We start from the raw sequence: 26,604 nt of genomic DNA, 5'->3' as shown, positions 1-26,604 counted from the left end.
TATACTATTTTAGACTATTGGAATAATATATAGATAAACCTCTCTATGTATAGGGGGTGACTTTTGTGATAAAGCTTTTAAAGACTGTAAAGGGTAGGTTGATAACAATTTTGTTAGTTTTGTTGGTTATTAACCTTGCTTTAACTTTTGCAACAATTAAAGTACATGATGATATTAAGCAGGATGCAGCTATAATAAATACTGCAGGATTACAAAGAGCTTTAACCCAAATAATGGCTAAAGATGCTGCATTTATAGCTTTGGGGATAGATGAAGATTACTATAAAAAAGATATATTAGAGAGAGCTAAAACTTTTGAGAAGAATCTAAATGATCTAATAAATGGTAATCCTGAAAGAGGGTTTTATCCAGCCCCTCCTGAGATTAGGGAACAGTTATTAGTTGTTAAGAAAAAGTGGGAGCCTTATTATAATGCTGTTAAAACAGTAGCCACTAAGAATAGGGATGATCCAGAGTTTAAAGAAGCTTTAAGATATATTGAAAATAACAACTTAGACTTACTTAAAGAGATGCATAAAGCTGTTGTAATGTATGAAGAACTTTATAATAGTAAATTATCATTCATAGAAACTCTTTCTATGGCATTATCAGCTTTATCTATAATTGTAATTGTAGTAGCAATAATATTAATTAACAAGTTCATAATAAGAAGATTAGAAATTTTAGATCTATTTACACAAAAATTAGCTAAGAAGGATTTAAAGGATATTGAACAACTTGAAGTTTCTGGAGAGGATGAAATTGCTGATATATTCAAAAATGTTAAACAAATTTATAATAATTTATTAGAAGATTTAAAGAGAGAAGAGGAGAAAGAAAAAGAGTTATTGGATTTATTCAAAGAAATAGAGAGGGTTATGAAGGCCTTTGCTAATGGAGATCTAACTGTAAGAATGAAAGTTATGAAGAAAGGAGGAATAGAAGAAATTATTAATAAATCTCTTGACAAAATTAAGGAAATTATTGAGAATCTAAAAGATGTGTCTAAAAGACTTTACACAGAATTAAACAACATAAAAGAGGAGATGGAAAGATTAAAAGAAACCTCTGATCAAATTGCCGATGCTGCTAACCAAGTTGCTGTAGCTGCAACAGATCAGTCTAATAAGTTACAAGATATAACTCAGGAGTTAGAAGATGTTAATAGATTAGCTAACGAGTCATATAACTCAGCGTTAGAAGGAGTTGAAGCTGTTAAATCTGTAGAAGAAGCTTCTCAGGTTGGGGTTGAGAAGGTTGAAAACGCTATAGAAACAATGCAAAGAATAGCTAACGTTATTGATGAATTAGGAAGAGCGTTAGAAGAGCTTGGTAAGAAGAGTCAGAAGATTAATGAGATTACAGCTTTAATTAAAGATATTGCTGAGCAAACAGGTTTATTAGCTTTAAACGCATCTATTGAAGCTGCAAGAGCTGGAGAGGCTGGAAGAGGTTTCGCTGTAGTTGCAAGTGAAATTAAAGGCTTAGCCGAAGAGATTGGAAAGTCTGTAGACGACATCAATAAGACGGTCGAAGAGATAAGAGAGGCTATAGAGAAAACTATAGACTTAGGATTAACTGGAAAGAATGAAGTTGATAAAGGAGTTGTTGCTATAGATGAGGTTAATAACGCATTCTTAAAGATAAAAGAGGCTGTTGATAAAGCTCATGAGAAAATGGAAGTTATTAAACAAGCTGTCCAAAACGTAACTGAGAATGTTGAAAAAGCTTTAAGAGATGTCCAAGATGTCGCTTCAATTTCAGAGGAGTTCGCTGCCACCGCTGAGGAATTAACAGCTTCAACTGAAGAGTTGAACGGAGCTATTGAAAACACAAGTAAGGCTATTGAGAATATAACTAAGATAGCTGATGACTTAAAGAAATATGTTGAAATGTTTAAAACTTAAATTATTAACTTTTTTTTAACTTTTTTATAATATTGGCACTAAATTTAATATCATTAGCTAATTTTACTTTATCTATTAACTTAGTTATTGGGTGTTATTATGAGAATTGTTATTTTAGCCCCTACTATAACTCCAATTGTTTCCTATGGTGGGTTAGGAGATGTGATGAGAGATCTGCCAAAGTTTTTAAAAGAGTGTTGTGAGGTTGAGGTTCTTACACTTAACCACTATGGAAAATATTTTAAATTAATCCATGAAAATATTGGAGAGATTGAAATAAAATATAAGAATGTTAAATTCTCCTTTGATGTCTTAAAGTGTAAGCATCCTGAAGCAAATTTTGACATTACAGTTTTCAGCAATGAGAAAATAAATAATTTAAATGTTTGGGATCCAACAAAGTATGAGATTTTTTCAGAACTTGTTGTTGAATATCTAAAAGATAAAGATGTTGATGTTGTCTCTGGCCATGATTGGATGTGTGGCTTAGCCCTTGCAAAGTGCAAAGATCTTTTAAATTTACCAACAACCTTAACTATACATAATGAAGCCTTTAAGGGAGAGTTAGTTGAGTACAAAGGAGAAGTCCTAACCTTTTTAGACTTGGGAATAAAGTATAGCTCAGCCATAAATACAGTAAGCCCAAGCCATGCTGAAGAGATCAGAGGGAAGATAAATATAGACAATAAAATTTTCTTAGGAATTTTGAATGGAATTGATATAGAGGTCTATGACCCCATAAAAATTATTGATAGAATGCTCATTCTCTCAGAGAATAAGTTGAATCCCCTTGACTACTCTTACATCTCTCCCTACACAGCTGAGGATGCCCATGATATTAAACCAAAAATTAAGTATGCTTGGATCTACAAGGGTGGAATCTTTGACTATATAAATGATTGGAATAAGTATTTCCAAAACTTGGAAGTTTATGGCTCTTTAGAGGGAGATATAAAAAAGCCATTAATAGGATTTGTTGGAAGAGCAACTTATCAGAAAGGGTTCAATACTATCTTTGAAACACTCCCAGAGTTTTTAAAGGAGCATGATGTTAATTTTATTTTCCTAACAAAAGGGGAAAGAGGGATAGAGGAAAGGCTAAAAGAGCTTTGTAGAGAACTTGATAATGTCATGGCTATCATTGGCTATTGTCTTCCTTTAACCTCCATCATCTATGCAAGCAGTGACTGGACTATGATGCCTTCTTACTGGGAACCTTGTGGCTTGGTTCAGATGGAGTCAATGGCTTACTGTACTCCAGTAGTGGCTACAGAGACAGGAGGGCTAAAGGATACAATAATTCCTCTCTCTCCAAACCCATTGGAAGAGCCTAACTTTGACAGAGCTACAGGAGTTCTTTTTAAGGTTCCTGATAAACTTGGGCTAAGATGGGGTTTAGAGCATGCTTTAAACTGGAGCTTCTATAGGATAGATGAAGTTTGCAAATATCTAAATTATAGAACCTGTCCAAGGGATCCATATCATAAAAATTCTCCACTCTCAATGATGATGAGAAACTGTTATCATCATGTCCTTAAAAACCTCAGCTGGCAAAACTCTGGGTCTATAAGGAAGTATATAGGCTTATTTGGAGGAGCTATCTATAAGTACTATGTGGAGGGGATCTAAGTGAAGGTAGACTTTAAAAATTGTATGATAGATATTAATAAAGATTACTCTGAAGAGCTAAATAAATTTTTAACTTTATTCTCTCCAATAAGAGAAACCATCTATAAAGAAGAGGTTGAAGAAGAGTTTCATGATGAAATCTTAGTTATTGGAATGGGTGGCTCTATCTTAGGAACTGAAACTATTTACTATGCCTTAAACCCAGAGTGTAAAGCCATCTTTTTAGACAATACTGACCCTGAAAGTACTCTAAGGAAGATAAAGAGCTTAGAGAACCCTAAGGTTTATGTTGTAAGTAAGTCTGGGAATACACTTGAAACCCTAATTAACTATAAGTTGGTTAAAGAGAAGGTTAAAGTTAAAGAATTTATCTTTATCACAAATGGAGGAAAGTTATTAGAGATAGCCAAGAAAAATAATTATAGAGTTTTAAATATCCCTGAAGAAGTTCCTGGAAGATACTCAATATTTACAGCTGTGGGGAAAGCTCCTCTCTCAGCTGTGGGAGTTGATGTAAAGAGGCTGTTAAAAGGGGCTAAGGCTCTTGACCAAATAGATGAGAAGCATGAAGCTATTAAAAATGCCATCATACACTACTTACATGAGAGAGAGGGAAGGGATATAAGTGTTCTCTTCACCTATGTTGAAGCCTTAACATACTTTGGAGAGTGGTATAAACAGTTAGTAGGAGAGAGCTTAGGAAAGAATGGGTTGGGAATAACTCCTCTATTGTCTATTGGAGCTAAGGATCAGCATTCCCTTTTACAACTTTACTTAGATGGTAAGAAAGATAAAGTAATAACATTCTTAACTGTTGATAATTATAGAGAAGATGTTGAGATAGAGTTTGAAAATGCTAAGAAGTATTCTGAAATTATTAAAGCTGAGAAGTTAGCTACTGAAAAAGCCTTAACCAATAGAGGAGTGCCAAATATTACAGTTGAGCTTAAAGAGGTTTGTGAGGAAGAGTTAGGCTCTTTACTATACTTCTATATGATCCAAGTGGCATTTATGGGAGTTCTTTACAATATTAACCCATTTAACCAGCCAGCAGTTGAGGAGGAGAAGAGGATATGTTGGAGTATCTTGAGAAAATAAAGGATGTTAGTCTATTAACAGCTTACAATGCTAATATAGATGCTATCAAATATGTTAATGAAGAATTTATTTCTTCCTTAATTTCTCTCTACCCTCCTGAAAAAATAAGGGAAAAAATAGAGGAATATCCAAGGGCTATTAATGAACCTTTAGATTTCATAGCAAGATTAATATTAAGTATAAAGTTAGGGAAACCTGCTGAAGTTCCATTAAAGAATGAAGAGCTTAATGATTGGTTCAACTCCTTCAAGTATGATGAGGAAAAGATAGGAGGGCAGGCAGGGATAGTTTCTAACCTAATGGCTGTCTTAGGGTTAAAGAGAGTTATCTTTTACACTCCTCTAATTTCAGAGAGATTGAGTAGGATGTTCATAGATTCTAACAACTTAGTGTATCCAATAGGGAATGATGAGTTAAAGTTAATTAAGGTTAAAGAGGTTAAAAAAGATAAGCTAACAAAAATTAATAGAATTTTTGAGTTTAAAGAGGGATTAACCTTTAAGTTGGGAGAAGAGAAGATTAAAGCTAAGGCATCAACAAGGTTTATAGTTGCCTCAAGGCCTGAAGCTTTAAGGATGTGCTTTGACAACAGTGTAAGAAAGTTTTTAAAAGAGCTTGCTAAAATGATTGATTGCTCTTTCCTATCAGGATTTCAGGGGATTAAGGAGGAGTATAGTGATGGAACTACATATATAGACTACTTTGAAAGAGATAGAGAAGATATAAAAACTTTAAAAAAAGAGGGAGTTTTAACCCATTTAGAATTTGCCTCCATCCCAAACTTAAAAATTAGAGAGGCAGTGATAAACTACATTTTAAGAGAGGTTGACAGTGTAGGGATGGATGAGACAGAGTTGGCTAATGTATTACACAGTATAGGCTATGAGAAATTATCAGACATAATCTTAAAAGAGAGTAAAATAGAGGATGTTATTGAGGGATGTAAAATTATCTTAGATGAGTTTAAAAACCTGGAAGTTGTTCAGGTTCATACTCTCTACTATATCTTAATGCTAACTAAAGAAGAGGTAAGCTTAGAAGAGCTTAAAAATTGCTTAGACTTCTCAACCATCTTAGCAGCCACTAAGGCAAAGCTTGGAGACATCAAAAAGAAGGAAGATTTAAAAGTTGGACTAAATGTTCCATACAATGAGTATAAAGAGCTATTCCTAAAGGCTTATGAGGAAGATAACTTAAAGATTGTTTCAGTTCCTTCAAGATATGTTAAAAATCCAAAGTCAACAGTTGGTTTAGGAGATACAGTATCAAGTGGAGCCTTTGTCTATTACACCTCTATAAAGAAGAGGAAGTCTTTATGATCCTAATCATCACTGGAAAGTTGGCTGAGAATCAGGTTAAAGAGGCTGTAAAAAACTTTAACTTTGTAGATGTTCATGTAGCTAACCTTGATGTAGCTGCTTTTTTAACTCCAAAACTTGTTATTAGAGAGATAAGGGAGATTGAGAAGAGAAAAGGGAAGAAAATTTTTGAGCTATATGATTTTATCTTAGTCACTGGCTTAACAAGAGGAGACTTTAGCTTAGTTGAAGAAGAAACTGGAATTAAGTGTTATAAATCAACAAGAGAAGCTATAGATATTCCAATACTATTAAAAAACCTTGACAAAATTAACTTATCTCCCAAGTATGAAGCTGATAGAGAGCTTTATAAACTCATCTTGGAGGAAAGTGAAAAGCTTATAGAGGAGAGTGAAAAAGAAAAGGAAAAATTTAAAATTAAAAATTTAAAGATAGGAGATTCTTTCCCTATAAGGGTTTTAGGAGAAATTGTTCATGTTCCTTACTTAAAGAGGGAAGAGCTGGAGAAGAAAGTTATTTACTATGATCTCAGTGGAGCTGATATGATAGATTTAGGGATGGTTAGTGGTGAAAATTTTAAAGACAGAGTGGGAGAGATAGTAAAGATAGCCAAGGATGTGACAGATAAGCCTATAAGTATAGATACTCTAAACCCTGAGGAGATAAGAGAGGCTTTAAAGCATGAGATTGACTTAGTATTAAGTATTTCCCCTGACAATATTGGAGAGTTGATAAATGAGATTAAAGACTATGATGTTCCTATTGTCATTATCCCTAAAGGAAATAAGATAGAGAGATTAAAAAACTTAGTTGAGTTGTTGGAGAAAAATGAAGTTGATAAGATTATTATTGATCCTATCTTAGAGCCTATAAATCATGGTTTCTTTGAGAGCTTAGTTATCTATAAAAAGGTTAAATCCCTCTTCTCCTACCCTCTCTTTTTTGGAGCTGGGAATGTTACTGAACTCTTTGATGTTGATAGCCATGGAGTTAATGCTCTCCTCACAGCCTTAGCCTATGAGGTTGGAGCTAACATTATCTTTACCCCTGAAGCAAGCCCAAAGTGTAAATTCTCAATTAAAGAGCTGAAGATAGCAAGCAAGCTACTTTTTATCTCTAAGAAAAGAAAGAGTTTTCCAAAGGATATAGGATATAACTTAATTCTATACAAGGATAAAAAATTTGATGAGCAATTTATTAACTATAATGTAGAAGAGGTCTATGCTAAGGAAGAAAACTTTAAATTAGATAGAGGAAGCTTTAAAATTCAAATAGATAGAGAGAGAGGAGAGATAGTTGCCACTTACTTTAAGAAGAATAAGCCAATTCTATCTATTAGAGGAAAAAAAGCTAAGGAGATCTGTGACACCATATTAAAGTTGAACTTGGTTAAGTCTTTCTCTCACTGTATGTATTTAGGAAGAGAGTTAAGTAAAGCAGAGATAGCCCTAAAAATAGGAAAAAAGTACAACCAAGACTTCCCACTATTTTATAATGACTTCTGGAATCTTTAATCTCCCTTACCCTCAATTTCTATAACCTTAACATGGATTGGATGCTCTTTTAATTGCTCATAAACCTTCATAGCTGCTCTTCTTGACCTTGCTAACATGACAAAGGCTACATCTCCCTCATATCTTGCTTCACAGAAGGAGAGAATGTCTCCTCTTGCTATCCCCTCTCCTATAATTCTCCTTATCAAATCTTCATACTTGTTAGCATACTTCTCAGGGATGTTTAAAAGAATTCCATAAATCATTTTTATCTACCTCCTTTAATCTTTTATCTTTAATATTCCTAATGCCTGATCAGCTTTTTTAGCGATGTCTAAGTCAAACAAGGCTATGGTTGGAAGTAACCAGCTTAACCAATATCTTGGCTCTCCATCCTTTGTTTCTCCATAGTATGCAAAAGCTAACCTACCAAAGCCTGTTTCCTTCTCAACCTTTCTAACACTTCTTATAAATCTTCTTGCAACATTTGGAAGCTCTTCATAGCTATAAGGCTTCCCACCAGCTCCATTTTGCATGAAGAACTCTGAGCTTATCCCAATGTTTCTTATGGTTTTTATTAGGTTGCTTAACTTATTCTTCTTGAAGAAGGCCATTAACAAAGAGCCAGCTGGAACTCTTAAAACCTCTATGTTGTTTCCATCCTCATCTCTCAGTTGGCAAACTATGTAAGAGATTCCCATCTCCATCTCTATATGGGCATATAACTCAGAGTTCTTAGGAAGCTCTTCTAAAACCTCTATAACCTCATATTCCTTCTCTTCTCTTTTAAATTTGTCTCCAGCCTTCTTAGTGTCGATCTCAACTGTAAAGTATGTTTCCTCTCCATCAATCTTACCAAATATTAAGTCAAACCCCCACTTCTTTAGGGACTTTAACTTAAACTCTCTTTCTTTCTCAGGATTTCCAAGGGTTTCAAAGACCAAGGTGTTTATTATTTCTACTTGCTTAGCATCCACTACCAAGCTCTCACCTGCTTAAGATTTTTATATAATATGTCTTTGAAGTTCTATAAAAAACTTTCTTTGAAACTGGAGTTGTCGAAAAATTATGAAATTATGGAATATAGTTAAAGAGATAATAAAATGTATGAGCGGATAAAAATGTAAAAATAGTACTGGAAAAAATAGGACAGAAGAAATTCTCACCCTTATTACTTGTTTAAGGTAAAATTCCAATATTTTACAATTTTATTTAATATACTTAATTCCTCTCCAAGTTTCTTTGCATCTTCACCAAGTATTTTTCTAAGTTTTTCTAGATTGTCTTTATTGATTATGCTGTTATAATCTGGTTTTTTTAATATATATCTTTTAATTAAAAGGTCTCCTTTATATAAAAATGGTTCAGGCAAAGATTTTTTTACAATTGAGATTAACTTTTTGTTATATAAAATATGATATAGTATTTTACAAAATTCATTTTTAAATAATCCTCCAGAATTAATTTTTGGAATCTCTTCATTATATAACTCACTTAAACTAATGTTTAAAAATTCTTCAAGTTCTTTTATAATTACATTTTTATTTTCTATTAATTCTTCAAATATTATTATTTTTATATTACTTGGGTTCACTTCTTTGATCCATTCTAAATATTGTCTCCAATATAAACTATTTTTGAAATAATATTCATCATTTCCCTTAAGAAAACTATTTATTACATCATTAAATTCCCTCGTTTCCCAACCTTCTCTTACTGCCATTAGATATTCTGAAATTGCTCTTTTTATTGGATCCCTTAATATTACTATAAATTTCAACTCTTGAAATTTTTTACCATAAAATTCTTTTAACTTTGGAATTGTATATTTTGGTGAATGAAAGTAAATAACGCTAGCATCTACTAAAATTTGATAGTCTTTACTATTTTTATATAATGATATGTATTCTTCTAATGTTTTTACATTTTTATTTGGAGCATTTGAAAAATACAGTGGTTCTTTTAGACCTTTTGGAAAATAAAATTTATCCGATTTTTTTATCCAATTACAAAATGATGTTGTTCCTGATTTTGCAGCACCAATTATAAAAAGGTTAGGAACTTTAACTTTTTTATTTTTGAGATTCATAATATCTACCAAATATTGTGTTCTATTTTTTTGGGAAATGATACCTAATAATTTTTAAATTTTAATATAAGAGTTATTGTTAAGAGTGTATTACTTAAATGTATTACTTTAAATAGTATAAATTTAATAAAGTTTGTATTAAATACTAAATTTCTTAAATTTTTTATGTTTTAGAGACTTTGTTATATCATTATATCTCAAAATACATTATTTCTAATTTGCTATTAATTAATTTTTTCGCTCATGTTCATTTAGAGTTATCTTAATATAAATGATATTTCTATAAACTAGTCTTTATAAGTGTCTTCAGAGTATATAAAGTTATTCATTCTAAAAAGATGAAAAATGTATTAACTGACAGTGTGATCACGATATTTCCTTCTTTATTAGTTCTTTACTACACCTTTAATCGCTTTATAAGACGATAATCCGTATTTAGGCTTAAATATTTTATACAGTTTAATACTATTGCTATAAATCTAACAAATTCAATGTTGCTCTTTTTGGACGTTAGATGGTTTTCTTCGATTTCTAAAATCGATTTATTCCTTCTATGTTTTTTTCTATCTTTGATTCCATCATATACTCGTTTATTATGCTTTCTATCTTCTTTTTATAGTATGTAGAAACTAAATACTTAGGTTTTTTCTGATTTTCTATCAACACTGCACGATTTTAACTTTACCAACATCAGGGAGTTGTCGAAAAATTATGAAATTATGGAATATAGTTAAAGAGATAATAAAATGTATGAGCGGATAAAAATGTAAAAATAGTACTGGAAAAAATAGGACAGAAGATGCTCACTTTTTGATTTACGTCAAACTTGTATTTTAATTTTATCCATAACTAACTTGGTGAATCCAAAAATAAGTTTAGTAGAGTCGGTAGAAATCCTTTATTATCATATAATCAGTATATATCAGCCTTTATTATAAAATTTATCCTTAAAATAAGTTTAAGAGATTTAGAAACATTGTCAAAAACTCTGTTTAATCCGTATATTGACCATTCTACGTTTGGTAGGTCATTTAAAAGAATTACTTTAGAAGATTTATCTAAAATTCTCCCTATTACTTACGAAATAATTGATAAACTTCTAAAAAGTTCAGATAAGCTATATATATCAGATTCTACCGGAGCTACCATAAACAGATTGATGTATATTACAAAAAAGAAGGTTAAATAAAACAAATTCATGATAAACTTTCAATCTTAGCTTTGTTATTATAAAGATTATGGTTTAATTTCTATAACTTCAGCTGTTTGGGATAGTAGATATGGTCAAGACGGAAAAAATCTACTTAAAATTATCAGTAAGATTGGAGAATGAAATGTATTAATATAATATAGATAGTTCACAACATACAAACTTTAATAAGAGTAATATCAAGTAATAAATCAATAATAATCAATTTTTAATTTTCGACAACCTCATGAAGATAGTATACATATTAATTACGAGCACATGATCTGTAGAACAATAGATTATTTATTTTAACCAATGAGATAAATCTCTTTCAATTACATCTTGTAGTCGTAATATATCTTTTCTATAAAGATTTTTTAAGTATGATCTTGTTTCTGGCTTCATTTGTAACTTTTCAAGATTTATCTGGATCAGTTTATTCATGATCTTTTCTCTCATGTCTTTAGGGATCAAAGCTTTCGCAAAAGGTTTAATAACACTTTTTAAGGGATTGGGTTGTGTTAAAAAACGATGCAAAAATCTATTTTTAGGAATACCAGAAACATTAAACTTTATTTTTATACTTGTAGGTACAAATGAATCATTAACTTCTAAGAATTTGTATATGTCCTGAACAACTTTAAGAGTATCTTTTTTGAGGTCATCATATAAATATATCTTAACTTCTGAAAAATATTTCATATATGCTTTTACCTGCTTATAATAGAATCCTACATTTTTATAGTGCCATATAAAATCCCAATTTAGCTTTATTCTCTTTTTTTCTACTTTTAAAGCTTCTTCAAATGTTAAGTATTCCCTATTATCTCTTAGTAAATGTAAATAAGCAGAAAATGCTCTATCTATTGGATTACGTAAAATTATTATTATTTTTGGTTCTCCTAAATATTTTTTAATGTATTTTATACTGTTCTTATAGTAGTATAGGGTATCTGCACTAGCCTCACCAATAGCTTTTTCATTTTTTACCTTAGAAAATAGTTTAGTGTAGTCTTCCCATGTTTTAATTATGCTTCTTTCTACAAGATGATCACCTATTCCTTGAAATGGAAACTTTAAAAAATTAGAAGTAATAAACTTGGGTTCCTTTATAGGACTCATATAAATCTCAGGATGCTCTTTTAAATAATGATAAAGAGATGTAGTACCGCTTTTGGCAGCTCCTACAATTAAAAAATTAGGTAGTTTTGATTCAGTATTATCTTTCATTTTTTTTCACCTTCTTTTATTTCTTCGAACACTTCTAAAGCTCTCTCTACAACCTTATCCATATTGTAATATCTATACTCTGCCAATCTTCCAACAAAATAAAATTTAATATTTCTGAATTTATTATTTAGATTACTTACTTCTTTTTTATATTTTTCATAAATTTCTAAATATTCCTTTTTTGGAATTGGATAGTAAGGTTCATTTTCTTCATTATATTTTTCTGGATATTCTTCAACTATAATAGTTTTATTTATATTCCCATCATTAACACTTTTATAAAAGTGCTTGAACTCTGTTATTCTCGTAAATTCATATTCATTAGGAAAATTTTCAGTAGCAGTATCTAAATAAAATTTTTTATCTAACTCAATAAACTTAAATCTTAAACTTCTATATGGTAGTTTTCCATACTTGTAATTAAAAAAATAATCAATTTCTCCAGTATATATAAATATTCCTTTAAACTCATTGTTAAACAAATAAACTTTCCCTTCATCAAAATCAATTTTAACTATTTCTTTATAATCGGTGTTTAGCATAATTTTAATATTTTTACTACTTAACATTCTTTCAAACATTTTTGTATAACCTTCTTTAGGCATTACTTGATATTTATCTTGAAAATATCTATCATCTCTTGATATTAAAATAGGAACTCTATCAGTAACTCCCATAAGTTCTTCAGGCTCTAAGTCCCACTGTTTTCTTGTATAGTTTAGAAAAACTTTTTCATAAATATATTTCCCCAGTTATAGATCTCATTCCATAATCAACAACTTTAACATCATAGAATTTTTTTAACTCCACTTTATCCTTAACTCCAACAAGTAAAGGATAGCTTCCAAACTGTCTCCCAAAGTATAAGTTATCTTTCTTAACCTCCATAAAAACATCTTTTAATATGGTTCCCTTTGGAACTACTCTCCTTAGCATTTTGTTATCTATCTCCTCTCTAATCTTCTTCTTAAACCATAAAAATAATTCTCTCCTCTTCTCAGCCTTCTTTACATCCTTTAAGCTAATATCTGTGCTATAGAAGGGAACAACTTGCCTAATATTTATCCTTCTCAGCATTAGCCCTTTATCATATATTAGCTTTAGATATTCATAATTTATTTTAAAAGTTTTCTTGCTCTCCCCTTTTAGGCCAAACAATAAATTTATCCCTGGCAATAGCTTAGGTAAGCCAGTCTCTCCTCTTTCTCCACCAATCTCATTTAAAATTTCAATAGCTTTTAATGTATCCTCTGGAGTTGTTAATAAATTATTGGCTTTTATCACTTTCTCATCAAAGCTCTCCACCCCAAAGGCAGCAACATTTCCTGAGGTGCAATATTTAACTAAAATTTTTGTTATCTCTCTACTCTCTTCTTCATGCCTTGCTATCACTGCAGGGTTAGCATTATCTATATGTAAAACCCTTGGCTTTAGAGAGCTTAAGGATTTAAAAAGCTTTTCTATAGCTTCAACATTTGGCTTAGGAACCTCTTCCTTCTCTGTATCAATAGCTTTATATGAGTAAATACATGGCTGTCTCCCTACTCTAAAGAATTTAACCCCTTCCTCAGAGAGAGCTTTAACCTCCTCATAGATATCTTTCTCATCCCTAAATTTTGGTAAGCCAAACCTTCTTGGTTCTACACAGAAGGAACAACCTTTAGATAAAGCTCTTGGACAACCTCTATAGCTTTCAATCTCAGCTATTATATATGGAAAGTTTGGATGCTTCTTAACTATCTTAGCTCCTCTGATAGCTATCTCTCTAAGCTCTTCATAACTTCTATATCTTTTATTATCAACTCTCTCCAAGCCAAATTTTAAAAAGTCTTCTAAAACAGCCTCTAAGTCTCCTTCAGCAACTATATCAAAAACCTCTTTATACTTCTTCTCATCCTTCAATGTCCCTCCAATCTGAGAAGAGCCAAACCTTGTAGCTGCTGGTCCTCCTAAAATCTTTATTCCATTAAATTTACTTGCTATAATAGCCATCTCTTTTAAATCAGCTGGTTTAGCATTTAAATACTTCCCAGGGGTGTGAAAGCCACAGATACAGATTAGTAAATCATACTTCTCTAAATCTATCTTTGAGCTTCTAAATTTATCTATTGTTATGTAGTCAGTTTCAACTCTATACTTATCTAAAACTCCATAGGCATACCTTGGATATGTCCCAATATAAGGAGGAACCCCTAACCCAGCTGGCTCATCTGTGTAGCCATCTAAGATTAAAGCTCTCATTCCTCAACAACCTCTACCCCATATCTAATAACATTCTTTCTACTTAGATATTCTCTAAATTCACAGATCTTTTTATTATAAAGTAAGATTTCCTTAGCAAATTCTCTTTCTGTGAGAGTGTTTAAAAAAGCCCTTAGGTCATATAAGCTTTTAACTTCATAAATATTTTTAGCATCTGAGCAAATTACTACTGGAGCTTTATACTTCTTAGCCAACATCAAATTTCTTCTAAAAAAGTTTATTGTCCTTGCTCTCTCATAGCCATCTTTATGTAGAAGTTCATTAAAATTTATCTCAATAGCTACCCTATGCTCAGAGGCTAACCTTGCTAAGACATGGTTGATTCCACTATCCTTTCTATTCAACTCTGGAGTTGATAAGATATCAACCTCATGCCTCTCCACAGCTTCCCTATTTATCTTTAAATTTCCTCCCTCAACCATAACTATATGACACTTCTTTCTAAACTTTCTTATCTTCTTTCTCAACTCTTTAACCTTTTCAGCCCTTATCTTAACTCCACTAAACACCTTTAAATTTAAAGACTCTGCAGTGTCTTTAACCTCCTCAAATTTCTCTAAGCTAAATTCAGTGTCATACATGTAATAGACAAAGCCCTTCCATCTAAGTTTTTTTAATAACTCTAACTCTTCTCTCCTCTCTAATCTATTTATATCATACATCTTACAATCCTCTTCTTCTCTTTCTCATATTTTCCAACAATATCATATAGATTCTCTAACAAGCAGAAGTAAATATCATTCTCATACCCTAAATCTTTTAAATTTTGAGCTGATCTTGAGTTTATTATAACCTCTCTATAATCTCTTTCAGCTAACAGCTTAGCAGATAAGGCAGATTCATCTAAGTCCTCTCTAAATTTGGCTATAACTCCACAACCTATAAAGTCTTCAATGGCAAAGCCTTTTAAAGTATGGCAGGGGATTAAGGAGAAGCTGTTAGAAACCTTAGAAACAGCTTCAGCATTTAAGATACTTCCTATATATATCTCTTCAGCCTTTAAACTTTCTAAAACCCTTGTCCCATTTGTGGTTTTTATAAATATCTTCTCTCCTCTCTCATACCTCTCTAAAATTTCTTCCTTATTTTTCAAGATTTCAATAGGGGAGTTTCCATAATCATAGCCTTCTCTTTTCACTCCAAACTTTTCCCCTATGTAAATCCCTTTCTCCCTCTCAGATAAAGCTATATATATTTCATCTACAAATGTAAGTAAAGTTGTGACTGTTGAGGAAAATCTTAAAATATCTACAACAACAGAAACCTTTTGATTCCCTCCTATATCTATCATATTTTCTCCCCCTAAGAAGGTGTTTTCCTATGGATATCATATATTTATTAGGATTGATAACCTTAGCCTTCATTATCTTCTTAGTCTTCTCTATATTAATTGTTTTCATCACTGGCTACCTCCTTATTAAGAGAAATAAATTAATTTTTCCTAAGTTAGCTATCTATCTATTAGATAACTTTTATCCAATAATCTTTAAGTTTTTCTCATGGCTTGATGCTGAAAATCTCTTTTATTTAATAGGAGTTGAACTTTACAATAAGTTTTACTTTGAGAAGTTTAAGAATGCAAGAAAGAAACTTTTAATTTTACCACACTGTTTAAGAAATAATAAGTGCCCAGCTAAGTTAAATAATAATGGCTTAATCTGTGTTAAGTGTAAAAAATGTGTGATTGGAGAAATCTTAGAGATTTCTGAAAAACTGAACTTTAAAGTCTATATTGTCCCAGGATCAACCTTTTTAAAGAGAATTCTTTTAAAAGAAAGGGCTGATGCAGTCTTTGGTGTAGCCTGTAGTAGAGATTTATTTTTTGGCATGAATATGTTAAGTAGAAAGGGAATAGCTCCTCAGGGATTAGCATTACTAAAAGATGGCTGTTTTGAGACAGTCATAGATAAGAATGAGCTAATATATAAATTGGAGAGATTGAAATGATACTAAGAAGTGAAACTGCTGAAAAACTTGAGAGAATAGTTAAGAGGTTAAAGGTGGTTAAGCACTGTATTGGCTGTGAAGGGCTAAACTTAGAGATAGAGAATCCTGAGCATCATCCCTCCTTAGAGCTTACCCAAGCCTGTAATTTAAATTGCCCTTTCTGTTATTCAAAACTAAAGAAGGTTAGAAGAGGCTTATATGGAGACTTAGACAAAGCTGAAGCTTTAACTATCTCACAGTATGGGGAGCCTTTATTAGATATTGAGGGGGTTAAGAAGGGAATAGAGCTTGGAAAAAGTTATGGTTTGAGGGTTGATCTACAAACAAATGGAGTTTTGTTAAATGAAGAGTTATTAAAAGAGTTTAAGGATTTAGGATTAGACATAGTTATGATAAGCTTGAGTTCAATAAGTAAATATAAAGAGCTTTATGGAAAAAACTTTGTTGATAAAGTTTTAGAGAATATCAGGTTAGCTTCAAAGTATTTTCACACCATTGTTAGGGCTATCTATCTACCAGGAGTAAATGAGAAGGATTTAATGGAGATAGCTAAGTTGAATGTAGATGAAATTATGGTTCATCACCTAATTATCTATAATGACAAAATTATAGAAAAGTTAAAGATTGACAAAAATAGATTAGGAAGTATTAAAGATCTCCTCTTTTTAGTGGATGAGATGAACAAGATTTCTAAGGCTAATGTCACAATTAAAGGCTGTCTCTTGGTTCAGCTAAAAGAGATGGATGGCTTTATTTTAAGTAATGTAAAGTATGACTCTTTTTCAGAGGTCCCAGAAATAAAAAGAAAGTATCAGCCAATAGACTTTTAGGAGAGAACAATTTTCTTAGCATTCTCAACTATTATTTTATCTTTCAAATAGATTATTGTTGAATTTTCAGGATAAACCTCTTTTATCTTTTTGTTTGTGTAAATAACAACCTTAAACCCTTTGTAATCTTTAAGTTCAATAGTATTATTTTTTAAATAAACACTGTTTCTATAGTATCTTTCTAACCAATTAGCTAACTCTTTAAATGACATAACCTTTATTCCTTCTCTTTTCAACTTATAAATAAACATTGTGTTATAACTACTCAACTTAGCTACATAAACCCCAAAGTCATCATCAGGCTTAATATATACATCATTAATAACTGTTGCTCCATAACTTTCATTCCAGAGGGATGGGAAGGTTATTATTGGAACTCCATCCTCTATTTTAAACCCTCTCTCTCCAGGAACAATTAAGTAAGAAGTTAGATTTTTAATATTCACTATCTTTGAATCACTATCAGCCCTTCCTAAGATTAAGTTTAATAAATACTTATCTGAGCTTTCTAAGTAGAGTGCATCACAACCAATAGCTAAGAGATAGGCATAGTTCTTAACATACCAATCTGAGAAATACTTGTATCTCTCCCACATCTTGCTCTCATTAACTAAAGGTACAGGATTTCCTTCATAGTACCATTTTGACACTTCTTCATATTTTTCATCCCAATATGGCTCATCAGAAACAGCATGATAGTATTTATTCTCACTTTCTAAGCCCTCTTCCCAATCCTTAATACTTGGATTGTAGTGTATAACCTTTGGATAGTAATAACCAATAGGATCATTTCTAAAGGTGTATGGAGCTTTATCTAAGTGAGGAATTGGATAGTAGCTTAACCCAACTATATCATCTGTTGCAAGATAAATTTTTTTAATTAAGTTTATAAGTTCATCTGGCTTATACTGTAGGTGAGTGTAGTTATCTCCCCTATAGGGGAACCAATAAACCCCTATAATCTCTCCTATCTCTGAAGGGTTTGGGAAAGTTTCTTTTACAAGCTTAACTCCAGAGTCTCCAGTGACTATATAACTTATATTTATTCCAAGGGCTTTTGAAACCTTTAAAGCCTTAATTTTATCAATCTCATTATAATTAACCCTTAACTTCCTCTTAGCCACATCTAAGCCATAGTCTCCATTATCACTTATCTCTAAGCCACTCAATATAACTCCAGTTCCTAAAACCCCTTTGTATCCAGCTGGAGCTTTGTCAATATAAACAAAGGTTCCTCCATGGGCTTTAATATATCTTCCTATGATATCTAAGGTTTTTTTCTCTGAGAGGTTTGGCTTGAAGTTAAATATTAACTTATTTTCTTTAATCTCATAAACTCCATCCTCAACTTTTTTATACCAATCTTCAAGGACATAATCAGGGAGAGGGATATAGAAGATTGTTAAAGCTTTATCATCAATGTATGGAGAGTAGCTTAAATTCCTCAAATTTTTAATATAAACAATTTCTACAGGTTTAGAGCTTGCATACTTGTATTGAAGAGCATAATTAAAGGAGAGGAGAAGTAAAGCTGTAAATATTAAAATTATCTTCTTCATTCTCTAACCTCCTTTATCTCCTTTACATACATTAAAGGATAGTTTAACTCTTCTATATACTCAAGCCTAAAGATTCCTAAAACATTATTAACCTTTATCATTAACTCAACATCTAGCATATCTCCCCTCAACTCTATATATTCCTCACCATCATAATTAATTTTAACCTTAACATCATAAACACATGGCTGATTTTTTATAGCCTCTTCTATAGCTCTCTCTAAGCTATACTTACTATTTTTACTTACTGGAGTGCCTACAAACTGATGAAATATAGTTCCTAAGGAGATTCCTCCTTCAAAGATAACTCTTTCTCTATCACTTAAATTTTTAAAGTATTCTTTAAATAGCTCTTTCTCTTCTACTCTCATCACTACCACCTAAAAAGGTGAGAAACTTGAAGGTTAAGTTAAGAGTTAAGCCAGAAGACTTTATTGTTGAGGAAGTTTTAGATCTGAATAAGGTTAAAGGAAGTAAGTGCTATTTATATAAATTGACTAAGAGAAACATAGAGTGTTTAAAGGCTCTCTCTTACATATCAAAGAAATTTAAGATTCCTTTAAAGGATATTGGCTACTGTGGGCTTAAGGATAGACATGCTTTAACAATTCAGTATATTTCAATCCCTAAGAAGTATGGGAAGTTAAGTTTAAATGAGAAGAATTTAAAGCTTGAACTTGTTGGAGAAAGCAGATTCTTAAAACTTGGGGACTTAGAGGGAAATAAATTTAAAATAGTGGTTAGAGACTTAGGAGAAGAACATTTAAAGAGATTCTATGAGAATGTTAATTATATTGAAAAGATTCCTAACTATTTTGACAGCCAAAGGTTTGGAAGTGTCTTTAATAAAAAATTTATTGTTAAGGAGATAATTAAGGGAAACTATGAAGAGGCTTTAAAGATTATTCTAACTCAGTATAAGAAATCTGAGAATAAGAGGATCAAGAATTTTAAAAGATTTGTTAACCAACATTGGGGAGATTGGGAGAAAATTTGGGATTATATAAAGAATAAGGATATTAGAGCTAAGCTTTATGTTAATATTATTAAAGAGTTAAAAGAGAGTAATGACTTCAAGAAAGCTTTAACATATATAGATGATAGACTAAAAAAGCTCTTTTTAGCAGCTTATCAAAGTTATCTATGGAATGAGTGTGTAAAGGAAATTTTAAAAAATAAAGTTAATGAACCCCTCTACTATAACTATGAGTGTGGCACCCTTCTATTTTTTAAGGAGCTTAAGGAAGAGCTGGAGTTTAAAGATTTCCCAACTATAGCTTTAGACTCTAACTATAATGAAGAGGAGAGGAAGATAATAGATAGAGTTTTAAAGAGGGAAGGGATAAGGTTAGAGGACTTAGATAGAGCTAAAATCTTTGGGAAATTTGTCTATACAAGGAGAGACATCCTAATGGAGCCAAAGGACTTTAGATATTCAGTTAAAGAGGATGAAATCTACAGAGGGAAAAGAAAGGTTGAGTTAGAATACTTTTTAAAGAAAGGTAGTTATGCTACAATGGTTATAAAAAGGCTATTTCTTTAACTTATTGGAATAATAAAAGTTATATTCCTTGGAGAGAGGGTTAAATAATAAACATTTCCTGTATTTTCAGTAGTGATATTAAAGACTACAACTGAAGGGGAGCTTAAAATTTCAATCTTATTAACTCCAACCTTTAAACTTGGCTCAATATCTATTCTCTCATAAGTTGAGTTTAAATAAAGGTTGTATAGGATATTATTAACCATTATAATTACATCTCCCTCTCCATCCTCCAACTTAGCTGAAACCTCTCTTATATTATTATCAACTTCGAAGTAAATATGATCCCCTAAACCTCCATACAGGTAGAAGTTGTTAGTATTTTCTTCTCCAGTAATTTTTGGAATATATAGATTTTCTTTAAAAGTAACATAGCTATTTTCAACACTTAATGAGTAATTACAAGGTTCATTAACATTAGAGTACAGTGTTATATATTTAAATTTAATAGTTGGCAAATTTACATTATATTGAGAGTCATAACTATTATTCTCTATTAAAAAAATAAAGCCACTTATGTTATTTATTGGATCAAAGGTTTTCTCTGTTAGCTCTAAGCTATTAACAAAGTTTAAATAATCTTCCCTATACAACCCAGGAAAAGAATATTTCTTTATATAGTAATCTTTTAAATATAGGGCCTTATGAAACCTCTCAGTTTCTTTTTTACTCTCTAAAGTAGATTGGAAGTTATGGGAAAAGCTTCCATAAAACATAAAAAATATAGTTAAAATTAAAAATGAGGCTATAACAGCCTCTAAGGTAAAGATGTATCCTCCTCTTTTTTTTATCATAGAGAATCACTTAGTGATACTTTTTAATCTCATTTATTAGCTCTTTTAAAGCTTCAAATGCCTCATGTCTATGTCTTGAGAATATGGTTATATCAACTATCTCCTCTCCAACCTTAAGCTTCCCATTGTTGTGATAGATAGCCAACTCCAATAAGTTATATTTCTTTTTTATCTCTTCTCCAATATTCTTTAATATTTCTAAATTTACATTTATATCTAAGCTATTAACCTCTATCTTTCTCCCATCAACAACTGAATATTTTCTAACATACCCAGAGCTATTTAAGATAAAGCCATACTCTCCCTTAAGCTCTTCCTTAACCTTCTCAATATATTTTTTATATTCCTCAAGGTTATCAAATATCATTATATATCCCCCAAGATTTAAATTATAATTATAGATTATTTGGTGACACCCAATGATAAAGTTATCTGAAGATGCTGATGCCAAGGAGATAAAAGATTTAGCTTTAGCAATTCACCACTTGGTTAACAAACTCCCTGTAGCTATGAGGAGTAAAAAGAAGCCAGGGGTTAGGGTAGAGAAGGGGAAGATAGTTGATGAGAACTATGAGGGTTATGTGCTAAAGTTAGCTATAAAAACAGGAAAGACTATAAAAGCTACTCCTATAGCTGGCCCTTATAAAGGGGTTCCTGTTATTGTAGTTCCTATTGTTAAAGATGGGGAAGTACTTGGCTCTATAGGGGTTGTAGATATAACAGCTGGAATCTTTGAGGAAATCCTTGCTATTTCAAGAAGACCTGAGTTAGCCAAGTTCCTACCAGAAGAAGCATTCCCAAGGTGATGAAATGAAAAAAATATTTATCTACCCCCCAAATAGCTTAATCTTAACTGATTTAGTGGAGAGATTTGGCCATAAGCCTTTAACCTTAAATATTGTTGTTGGTAAGCTGGTTAGAAATCCTGAAATTGATAGCCCTCCAATGAATATAACTGATGAAGAGCCTAAGAAGGGGTTAAAATATGCTGCTGTTGAAGTGCCTTCAGGAGTTAGGGGAAGGATGGCTTTAATTGGCCCATTGATAGAGGAAGCTGAAGCAGCCATCATAATGGATGATGCTCCTATAGCCTTTGGATGTATTGGCTGTGCAAGAACCAATGAGCTAACTCTATATATGGTGAAGAGAAAAGGAATTCCTACAATAAGGGTTAAGTTTCCAAAAACTGAAGAAGAGGCTGAAATCTTAGTTAATAAAATAGCAAACTTCTTAAAAAGTTTAGAGTGATTTCTATGTTTGGCTTAGAGCATTTAATTTTAATTTTATTGGTGATAGCTGTAGCTCTTATTATATTTAGGCTAACCTTTAAAATAATAAGATATTTAGCTGTTAATACAATTGTTGGGCTAATATTAATTGGAATCTTAAACTTTTTAGGGATTGTTAATATTAAGCTAACTCTCATAAACTTGTTAATTGTGGCCATTGGAGGAATAGTTGGAGTCTTTATTTTGGTTCTTCTCAACCTTATAGGACTTCAATAGTATTAGCTACTCTCTTAGCTATCTCTCTTGCTTCATCAACACTCTTCCCTGTGGCTAAAACCACTCCCATCCTTCTACCAACTAAAGCCTTAGGTTTTCCAAATATTCTAACTTTAACATTCTTAGGAATCTCTTTTATCTTATACTTAGGGGCAAACTTCTCTATCTTAGACTTTATAACATGTGTAGCTCCTGGTTTAATAAGCTCTGTTGAGATCTCATAACCTAAGAAAGCTCTTATATGAATTTCAAACTCACTCATTTCCTGGCTAACCATTGTCACCATTCCAGTGTCATGAGGTCTTGGAGAGACTTCACTAAATATTACTTCATCTCCTTTAACAAAGAGCTCAACTCCAAAGATTCCATAGCCTCCAAGCTTATCAACAACCTTTTTAGCAATCTCTTCAGCTTTTTTCCTAACTTCTTCTGAAACACTATGAGGTTGCCAGCTCTCTATATAGTCTCCACTCTCCTGAACATGCCCTATAGGTTGACAACAGTAGGTTCCATAAACTGTTCTTGCTGTTAAGATGGTTAATTCATAATCAAAGTTTATAAACTCTTCAACTATAACTCTATCTCCTCTCCCCCTTGCTCCTTCTCTTGCTATTCTGTAAGCTTTCTCTATATCCTCTTCCTTTCTAACTACACTTTGCCCCTTTCCAGAGGATGACATTATTGGCTTAACTACACAGGGAAATCCTAACTTTTCTACTGCTTCCTTAAGCTCTTCTAAGTTGCTGGCAAAGCTATATCTTGCTGTCTTAACCTTTAACTTCTCAGCAGCCAATCTTCTTATTAACTCTCTATTCATTGTTATCTCTACAGCTTCAGAATTAGGAATTACTTTATAACCAAGGGATTCAGCATCTTTTAAAGCCTCTATGTTAATAGCTTCAATCTCTGGCACTATATAATCTGGTTCCTCCCTCTCAATAATTGCCATCAGTGAGGAATAGTCTTTCATATCTGTTACATAACTCCTATGAGCCACTTGCATGGCTGGAGCAAACTGATATCTATCAACAGCTACACATTCTAAGCCAAGCCTCTGAGCCTCTAAAACAATTTCTTTCCCAAGCTCTCCTGATCCTAAGAGAAGAATTTTTTTTCCATTGAATAGTGGAGTTCCAATCATCTTATCTCCTCCTTCACAACTTCAGCTATAGCTCTACTTAAGCAGGGAGGAACACTTTCACCAATTTGGTTATAACAGCTCCTCCAACCTCCTGCAAATAGGTGATGATCTGGATAACTCATTAATCTTGCCTGTTCCCTTGGAGTTAATAGCCTATCTTCATATGGATGAATAAAGTATCTCTTCCCCATAACTGTCTCTGCAAGTTTTAAAGGATGTAACCTTATATAATTCCCTAACCTTCTATTTGCTCCTTTAAAGTAGAGGAAAGCATCCCCCCAGCCAAGGTTATGAACCTTCTTCCTATACCTTGCAGGAAGAGCAGCATATTCATGGTTTGGAACATCTCTTCCCTTATACATTAAATCCCCAATAGCTTCAATTACATTCTTCCCTTCTCTCTTCTCAGGATTTATTTCTATGTTTGATATAAAAACCCTTCTTCTAACTGATGGATTTCCATAGTCTTCAGCTTTTAATAAGTTGAAATAGACATCTTCATAGCCAACCTCTCTAAACTCCTCTATGATGGCTCCCCTAACATCTCTTATAGCTGGCACATTCTCCATAACAAAGATCTTAGGTTGTAGATCTCCAACAATCCTAATAAAGTCTAAAACCAACCTACCAACTTCATCCTTGTAAAGCCTATCAAAAGGATTCTTCTCCCTCTTGGCATTTGCCCCTGTGTAGCCTTCACATGGAGGTCCTCCAATGATGACATCAACCTTTTTATTTTTAATTAATTTTTTAATATCTAAGCTATGCACTTCCCTAATATCTTCATTTAATACAATTGGGCTAAACTTCTCTGTTGTTTCATTTAAGGTTCCTAACCTTCTCAGCCACTTAACACTTTCCTCATCCCTTGGAATTTTAAAAGAGTATTCTCCAACATATCCTTTCATCTCCTTAACCTTATAACCTTCAGGGGTTTTTTCATAAACCTCTCCATTGAAGTTTAAAGCATATGAAAAGGCTGCATCTTCATTTAGCTCTATAGCTAAAAGAGGCTCAAAGCCAAGCTCTGAGAAGCCTCTACTGAAGCCACCACAACCAGAGAAGAGGTCTATGAGATTCATGATCTCACCTTTGAACTTAGTTGATGAGAAAGTGTTAAAGGAGATTGAGAAGAAAGTTAAAATTATAGATGTTATTGGAAAGGGGCATAGGGGAATAGTATTTAAAGGCATTTATAAAGGTAAGTTGGTAGCTGTAAAGGTTATGAGAAAAGATAGTCCTAAGAATACTATTAGGCATGAGGCTGAGATATTAAAAATGCTTGAGGAATATAAGTTTTCTCCAAAGGTTTATTTTTATAGTGATATCTATTTAGTGATGGAGTATATAAATGGAGTTGAGTTAAAGAAGATCATTAATAGTTTAAGTAAAGAAGAGATTTTAAAGGTTGTTGAACAAATATTAAAAATAAGCTTAAGATTAGATTCCTTAGGAATTGAGCATGGAGAGATTCAAGGAGGAAGGCACTTTTTAGTTGCTAAAGATAGAGTTTATATAATAGACTTTGATAAGAGTAGGGTTAAGAGAACTACAAAAAATTTTACTTCAGCCATCTCTTTACTCTTTGGGGATAATCTAATAGCCAATAGAGTTAAAGAAGCTTTAAATTTAGAAGAGGAAGATATCTTATTTATTAGAAGGTTGGCTAAGCTCTATAAAAGAAGTGGGAATTATGGAACTAAAAGTTAGGAAAATAAAAAATGGGGTTGTTATTGATCATATAGACCCTGGAAAAGGAATGATGATATATAAAGCCCTAAACCTTCCTAAGGATGTTCTTGTAACCATGGCTATAAATGTTCCTTCTAAGAAGAAGGGTAGGAAAGATATTTTAAAAATAGAGAATGTTGAAATAAAGAAGGAGGATTTTGATAAACTCTCCTTAATATCTCCTGATGTCACAATCAATATAATAAAGAATGGAGAAGTTGTTAGAAAGTTAAAGCCTCAAATCCCTAAGAAAATAGAAGGGATATTAAAGTGTACAAATCCAAACTGTATAACCCACTATGAGAATGTTAAAGGAGAGTTCATAGTTGAAAGCAAAAATCCTTTAAAAATTAGGTGTTATTATTGTGAGAGATTCTTAAATAAGCTAATTTTTGAGTGATTTATCATGATACTAAAGGGAAGAGTGATATCTAAAGGTTATGTTGAAGCTGAACTATTAGTTTCAAAAAAGCCCTTCTCTTTTTTAGGAGGAGTAGATAAAGAGGGAAATGTGATAGATAAAGAGAGTGACATTTATGGAGAGTCTTTAAAAGGAAAGATCTTTGCTTTCCCTTATGGGAAGGGAAGTACTGTAGGATCCTATGTAATTTATGACTTGGCTAAGAGAGGGATACTTAAAGGAATTATAAATAAGGAATGTGAGCCTATAGTGGCTACTGGAGCCATCTTAGGAGGAATTCCTTTAATAGATAGGATAGATATAGATAAGTTAGAGAGTGGGAAAAGAATAGTGTTAGATGCATATAAGGGCTTGGTGAAACTATGAAGGTTGTGGCTGAAATCTCCATCATTCCAATGGGTAAAGGGCCAAGTGTCTCAAAGTATGTTAAAAAAGCTATTGAAGTACTTAAAAAGTATAACTTAAAGGTTGTCCCCAATGCTATGGGAACTGTTGTTGAGGGAGAGCTTGATGAGGTTATAAAAGCTTATAAAGAGGCTCATCTAAAGGTTTTAGAAGATGTTGACAGAGTTGTTAGTCAGCTGAAAATAGACCATAGGAAAGATAAAGAAAACAGTATAGAAAGAAAGTTAAAAGCTATAGAGGTGGAGTAAATGAAGATTAGAGTTACAGACATATTAGGAAAGGAAGTTTATACAACCAAAGCTATCTATGTTGGGAAAATCTATGATGTAATGATTGACCAAAAAAAAGGAGCTGTTTCAGGGTTGGTTTTAAAGGATGCACATAAAGGTTGTTTAAAGGATATTGTCCCTGATTCTATGAAAAAAGTAGTTATCCCTTATCACCTAGTTCATGCTATAGGAAATATTGTTTTAATTAAACCTCCAACTATATCAAATATTCAATAATTTTTA

30 protein-coding genes are annotated in these 26,604 nt (G+C 32.0%); 16 read left to right on the top strand and 14 right to left on the bottom strand.

The window, feature by feature from the left end:
* The first annotated feature begins 65 nt into the window (after nt 1–65).
* The 5 genes from METIN_RS01135 to METIN_RS01115 all read left to right on the top strand — a co-directional run bounded on the left by METIN_RS01135 (nt 66) and on the right by METIN_RS01115 (nt 7,467).
* Nucleotides 66–1,907 carry a methyl-accepting chemotaxis protein gene (locus METIN_RS01135; protein WP_013099647.1) on the top strand — a complete coding sequence of 614 codons (1,842 nt, stop codon included), beginning with the start codon at nt 66–68 and terminating at the stop codon, nt 1,905–1,907.
* A gap of 99 nt (nt 1,908–2,006) precedes the next feature.
* Entirely contained in the window at nt 2,007–3,536 is a 1,530-nt protein-coding gene (locus METIN_RS01130; RefSeq protein ID WP_013099646.1) for a glycogen synthase, read from the top strand.
* Nucleotides 3,537–4,634 (top strand): glucose-6-phosphate isomerase, encoded by a 1,098-nt coding sequence (pgi, locus tag METIN_RS01125; RefSeq protein ID WP_013099645.1) that lies wholly within the window; start codon nt 3,537–3,539, stop codon nt 4,632–4,634.
* Entirely contained in the window at nt 4,610–5,953 is a 1,344-nt protein-coding gene (gene pfkC / locus METIN_RS01120) for an ADP-specific phosphofructokinase (RefSeq protein WP_013099644.1), read from the top strand. The genes pgi and pfkC overlap by 25 nt, the downstream gene beginning before the upstream one ends.
* A complete protein-coding gene (locus tag METIN_RS01115; protein ID WP_013099643.1) occupies nt 5,950–7,467 on the top strand; it encodes a dihydropteroate synthase-like protein in 1,518 nt (505 codons plus the stop codon). The genes pfkC and METIN_RS01115 overlap by 4 nt, the downstream gene beginning before the upstream one ends.
* Here the strand turns inward: METIN_RS01115 and METIN_RS01110 are convergent.
* The 8 genes from METIN_RS01110 to comB all read right to left on the bottom strand — a co-directional run bounded on the left by METIN_RS01110 (nt 7,464) and on the right by comB (nt 15,507).
* Nucleotides 7,464–7,712 (bottom strand): hypothetical protein, encoded by a 249-nt coding sequence (locus METIN_RS01110; protein WP_013099642.1) that lies wholly within the window; start codon nt 7,710–7,712, stop codon nt 7,464–7,466. The two genes, METIN_RS01115 and METIN_RS01110, sit on opposite strands and share 4 nt — an antisense overlap.
* Nucleotides 7,713–7,727: 15 nt before the next feature.
* Entirely contained in the window at nt 7,728–8,429 is a 702-nt protein-coding gene (locus METIN_RS01105; protein ID WP_013099641.1) for a TIGR00703 family protein, read from the bottom strand.
* A 188-nt stretch (nt 8,430–8,617) separates the two neighbouring features.
* On the bottom strand, nt 8,618–9,535 hold the full coding sequence (locus tag METIN_RS01100; RefSeq protein WP_013099640.1) for a sulfotransferase domain-containing protein: 918 nt from the start codon (nt 9,533–9,535) through the stop codon (nt 8,618–8,620).
* Nucleotides 9,536–11,027: 1,492 nt separating this feature from the next.
* On the bottom strand, nt 11,028–11,954 hold the full coding sequence (locus METIN_RS01095) for a sulfotransferase family protein (protein WP_013099639.1): 927 nt from the start codon (nt 11,952–11,954) through the stop codon (nt 11,028–11,030).
* Nucleotides 11,951–12,694, bottom strand: coding sequence for a UDP-galactopyranose mutase (locus METIN_RS01090; protein WP_013099638.1), 744 nt, complete (start codon nt 12,692–12,694; stop codon nt 11,951–11,953). The genes METIN_RS01095 and METIN_RS01090 overlap by 4 nt, the downstream gene beginning before the upstream one ends.
* Nucleotides 12,687–14,195, bottom strand: coding sequence for a radical SAM protein (locus METIN_RS01085; protein WP_013099637.1), 1,509 nt, complete (start codon nt 14,193–14,195; stop codon nt 12,687–12,689). Before METIN_RS01085 ends, METIN_RS01090 begins: the two co-directional genes overlap by 8 nt.
* A complete protein-coding gene (gene rnp3, locus METIN_RS01080; RefSeq protein WP_013099636.1) occupies nt 14,192–14,878 on the bottom strand; it encodes a ribonuclease P protein component 3 in 687 nt (228 codons plus the stop codon). Before rnp3 ends, METIN_RS01085 begins: the two co-directional genes overlap by 4 nt.
* Nucleotides 14,866–15,507, bottom strand: coding sequence for a 2-phosphosulfolactate phosphatase (gene comB, locus METIN_RS01075; RefSeq protein WP_013099635.1), 642 nt, complete (start codon nt 15,505–15,507; stop codon nt 14,866–14,868). The genes rnp3 and comB overlap by 13 nt, the downstream gene beginning before the upstream one ends.
* A gap of 29 nt (nt 15,508–15,536) precedes the next feature.
* Between comB and METIN_RS01070 the strand changes: the two genes are divergently transcribed.
* Nucleotides 15,537–16,163: a DUF116 domain-containing protein gene (locus METIN_RS01070; protein ID WP_013099634.1), complete on the top strand. Its 627-nt coding sequence runs from the start codon at nt 15,537–15,539 to the stop codon at nt 16,161–16,163.
* Nucleotides 16,160–16,993, top strand: a complete 834-nt coding sequence (locus METIN_RS01065; RefSeq protein ID WP_013099633.1) for a radical SAM protein — start codon at nt 16,160–16,162, stop codon at nt 16,991–16,993. Before METIN_RS01070 ends, METIN_RS01065 begins: the two co-directional genes overlap by 4 nt.
* Here the strand turns inward: METIN_RS01065 and METIN_RS01060 are convergent.
* Complete coding sequence (locus tag METIN_RS01060; RefSeq protein ID WP_013099632.1) at nt 16,990–18,552, bottom strand: hypothetical protein; 1,563 nt, start codon at nt 18,550–18,552, stop codon at nt 16,990–16,992. The genes METIN_RS01065 and METIN_RS01060 overlap by 4 nt on opposite strands.
* On the bottom strand, nt 18,549–18,923 hold the full coding sequence (locus tag METIN_RS01055; protein WP_013099631.1) for a dihydroneopterin aldolase family protein: 375 nt from the start codon (nt 18,921–18,923) through the stop codon (nt 18,549–18,551). The genes METIN_RS01060 and METIN_RS01055 overlap by 4 nt, the downstream gene beginning before the upstream one ends.
* A gap of 26 nt (nt 18,924–18,949) precedes the next feature.
* On the opposite strand from METIN_RS01055, the gene truD reads away from it, so the two are divergent.
* Nucleotides 18,950–20,095, top strand: a complete 1,146-nt coding sequence (gene truD / locus METIN_RS01050) for a tRNA pseudouridine(13) synthase TruD (RefSeq protein ID WP_013099630.1) — start codon at nt 18,950–18,952, stop codon at nt 20,093–20,095.
* Here the strand turns inward: truD and METIN_RS01045 are convergent.
* Both METIN_RS01045 and METIN_RS01040 read right to left on the bottom strand, forming a co-directional pair.
* Nucleotides 20,092–20,889: a hypothetical protein gene (locus METIN_RS01045; RefSeq protein ID WP_013099629.1), complete on the bottom strand. Its 798-nt coding sequence runs from the start codon at nt 20,887–20,889 to the stop codon at nt 20,092–20,094. The genes truD and METIN_RS01045 overlap by 4 nt on opposite strands.
* 10 nt (nt 20,890–20,899) lie before the next feature.
* Complete coding sequence (locus METIN_RS01040) at nt 20,900–21,256, bottom strand: molybdenum cofactor biosynthesis protein MoaE (RefSeq protein WP_013099628.1); 357 nt, start codon at nt 21,254–21,256, stop codon at nt 20,900–20,902.
* A gap of 52 nt (nt 21,257–21,308) precedes the next feature.
* Between METIN_RS01040 and METIN_RS01035 the strand changes: the two genes are divergently transcribed.
* Genes METIN_RS01035 through METIN_RS01025 form a run of 3 tightly spaced genes read left to right on the top strand, consistent with a single transcriptional unit; the run spans nt 21,309 to nt 22,394 of the window.
* Nucleotides 21,309–21,695, top strand: coding sequence for a DUF2111 domain-containing protein (locus tag METIN_RS01035; protein WP_013099627.1), 387 nt, complete (start codon nt 21,309–21,311; stop codon nt 21,693–21,695).
* A gap of 4 nt (nt 21,696–21,699) precedes the next feature.
* On the top strand, nt 21,700–22,137 hold the full coding sequence (locus METIN_RS01030) for a methanogenesis marker 5 protein (RefSeq protein ID WP_013099626.1): 438 nt from the start codon (nt 21,700–21,702) through the stop codon (nt 22,135–22,137).
* 5 nt (nt 22,138–22,142) lie between these two features.
* A complete protein-coding gene (locus METIN_RS01025; protein WP_013099625.1) occupies nt 22,143–22,394 on the top strand; it encodes a pro-sigmaK processing inhibitor BofA family protein in 252 nt (83 codons plus the stop codon).
* Here the strand turns inward: METIN_RS01025 and purT are convergent.
* Nucleotides 22,378–23,535 carry a formate-dependent phosphoribosylglycinamide formyltransferase gene (gene purT / locus METIN_RS01020; RefSeq protein WP_013099624.1) on the bottom strand — a complete coding sequence of 386 codons (1,158 nt, stop codon included), beginning with the start codon at nt 23,533–23,535 and terminating at the stop codon, nt 22,378–22,380. The genes METIN_RS01025 and purT overlap by 17 nt on opposite strands.
* Nucleotides 23,532–24,617: a DNA cytosine methyltransferase gene (locus METIN_RS01015; protein ID WP_013099623.1), complete on the bottom strand. Its 1,086-nt coding sequence runs from the start codon at nt 24,615–24,617 to the stop codon at nt 23,532–23,534. The genes purT and METIN_RS01015 overlap by 4 nt, the downstream gene beginning before the upstream one ends.
* Here METIN_RS01015 and METIN_RS01010 point away from each other — a divergent pair.
* The 5 genes from METIN_RS01010 to METIN_RS00990 are packed head-to-tail and all read left to right on the top strand — an operon-like array spanning nt 24,607 to nt 26,598.
* A complete protein-coding gene (locus METIN_RS01010; protein ID WP_048203273.1) occupies nt 24,607–25,245 on the top strand; it encodes a protein kinase domain-containing protein in 639 nt (212 codons plus the stop codon). The genes METIN_RS01015 and METIN_RS01010 overlap by 11 nt on opposite strands.
* Nucleotides 25,229–25,666: an aspartate carbamoyltransferase regulatory subunit gene (gene pyrI, locus METIN_RS01005; protein WP_013099621.1), complete on the top strand. Its 438-nt coding sequence runs from the start codon at nt 25,229–25,231 to the stop codon at nt 25,664–25,666. The genes METIN_RS01010 and pyrI overlap by 17 nt, the downstream gene beginning before the upstream one ends.
* A gap of 6 nt (nt 25,667–25,672) precedes the next feature.
* Nucleotides 25,673–26,053, top strand: coding sequence for a DUF126 domain-containing protein (locus METIN_RS01000; RefSeq protein WP_013099620.1), 381 nt, complete (start codon nt 25,673–25,675; stop codon nt 26,051–26,053).
* The gene (locus METIN_RS00995; protein ID WP_013099619.1) at nt 26,050–26,340 is read left to right on the top strand and encodes an MTH1187 family thiamine-binding protein; all 291 of its coding nucleotides are present in this window, start codon (nt 26,050–26,052) and stop codon (nt 26,338–26,340) included. The genes METIN_RS01000 and METIN_RS00995 overlap by 4 nt, the downstream gene beginning before the upstream one ends.
* Nucleotides 26,341–26,598 carry a PRC-barrel domain-containing protein gene (locus METIN_RS00990; RefSeq protein WP_013099618.1) on the top strand — a complete coding sequence of 86 codons (258 nt, stop codon included), beginning with the start codon at nt 26,341–26,343 and terminating at the stop codon, nt 26,596–26,598.
* The last annotated feature ends 6 nt before the right edge of the window (nt 26,599–26,604 follow it).

Source organism: Methanocaldococcus infernus ME (genome assembly GCF_000092305.1).
Taxonomy (GTDB): domain Archaea; phylum AGJL01; class Methanococci; order Methanococcales; family Methanocaldococcaceae; genus Methanocaldococcus; species Methanocaldococcus infernus.
Note: the sequence above shows the minus strand (reverse complement) of the source record. Positions and strands in the feature narration are given on the sequence as shown.

Excerpts from the sequence above, each read along its gene's own strand:
- METIN_RS01030 (WP_013099626.1), top strand. The coding sequence starts at position 21,700 with ATGAAAAAAATATTTATCTACCCCCCAAATAGCTTAATCTTAACTGAT.
- pfkC (WP_013099644.1), top strand. The coding sequence starts at position 4,610 with ATGTTGGAGTATCTTGAGAAAATAAAGGATGTTAGTCTATTAACAGCT.
- METIN_RS01130 (WP_013099646.1), top strand. The coding sequence starts at position 2,007 with ATGAGAATTGTTATTTTAGCCCCTACTATAACTCCAATTGTTTCCTAT.
- METIN_RS01070 (WP_013099634.1), top strand. The coding sequence starts at position 15,537 with ATGGATATCATATATTTATTAGGATTGATAACCTTAGCCTTCATTATC.
- pyrI (WP_013099621.1), top strand. The coding sequence starts at position 25,229 with ATGGAACTAAAAGTTAGGAAAATAAAAAATGGGGTTGTTATTGATCAT.
- METIN_RS01115 (WP_013099643.1), top strand. The coding sequence starts at position 5,950 with ATGATCCTAATCATCACTGGAAAGTTGGCTGAGAATCAGGTTAAAGAG.
- METIN_RS01045 (WP_013099629.1), bottom strand. The coding sequence starts at position 20,889 with ATGATAAAAAAAAGAGGAGGATACATCTTTACCTTAGAGGCTGTTATA.
- METIN_RS01055 (WP_013099631.1), bottom strand. The coding sequence starts at position 18,923 with ATGAGAGTAGAAGAGAAAGAGCTATTTAAAGAATACTTTAAAAATTTA.
- purT (WP_013099624.1), bottom strand. The coding sequence starts at position 23,535 with ATGATTGGAACTCCACTATTCAATGGAAAAAAAATTCTTCTCTTAGGA.
- METIN_RS01095 (WP_013099639.1), bottom strand. The coding sequence starts at position 11,954 with ATGAAAGATAATACTGAATCAAAACTACCTAATTTTTTAATTGTAGGA.
- METIN_RS01010 (WP_048203273.1), top strand. The coding sequence starts at position 24,607 with ATGAGATTCATGATCTCACCTTTGAACTTAGTTGATGAGAAAGTGTTA.
- METIN_RS01110 (WP_013099642.1), bottom strand. The coding sequence starts at position 7,712 with ATGATTTATGGAATTCTTTTAAACATCCCTGAGAAGTATGCTAACAAG.
- rnp3 (WP_013099636.1), bottom strand. The coding sequence starts at position 14,878 with ATGTATGATATAAATAGATTAGAGAGGAGAGAAGAGTTAGAGTTATTA.
- METIN_RS01015 (WP_013099623.1), bottom strand. The coding sequence starts at position 24,617 with ATGAATCTCATAGACCTCTTCTCTGGTTGTGGTGGCTTCAGTAGAGGC.
- comB (WP_013099635.1), bottom strand. The coding sequence starts at position 15,507 with ATGATAGATATAGGAGGGAATCAAAAGGTTTCTGTTGTTGTAGATATT.
- METIN_RS00995 (WP_013099619.1), top strand. The coding sequence starts at position 26,050 with ATGAAGGTTGTGGCTGAAATCTCCATCATTCCAATGGGTAAAGGGCCA.
- METIN_RS01100 (WP_013099640.1), bottom strand. The coding sequence starts at position 9,535 with ATGAATCTCAAAAATAAAAAAGTTAAAGTTCCTAACCTTTTTATAATT.
- METIN_RS01025 (WP_013099625.1), top strand. The coding sequence starts at position 22,143 with ATGTTTGGCTTAGAGCATTTAATTTTAATTTTATTGGTGATAGCTGTA.
- METIN_RS01085 (WP_013099637.1), bottom strand. The coding sequence starts at position 14,195 with ATGAGAGCTTTAATCTTAGATGGCTACACAGATGAGCCAGCTGGGTTA.
- METIN_RS01060 (WP_013099632.1), bottom strand. The coding sequence starts at position 18,552 with ATGAAGAAGATAATTTTAATATTTACAGCTTTACTTCTCCTCTCCTTT.
- METIN_RS01065 (WP_013099633.1), top strand. The coding sequence starts at position 16,160 with ATGATACTAAGAAGTGAAACTGCTGAAAAACTTGAGAGAATAGTTAAG.
- METIN_RS01035 (WP_013099627.1), top strand. The coding sequence starts at position 21,309 with ATGATAAAGTTATCTGAAGATGCTGATGCCAAGGAGATAAAAGATTTA.
- METIN_RS00990 (WP_013099618.1), top strand. The coding sequence starts at position 26,341 with ATGAAGATTAGAGTTACAGACATATTAGGAAAGGAAGTTTATACAACC.
- METIN_RS01040 (WP_013099628.1), bottom strand. The coding sequence starts at position 21,256 with ATGATATTTGATAACCTTGAGGAATATAAAAAATATATTGAGAAGGTT.
- METIN_RS01000 (WP_013099620.1), top strand. The coding sequence starts at position 25,673 with ATGATACTAAAGGGAAGAGTGATATCTAAAGGTTATGTTGAAGCTGAA.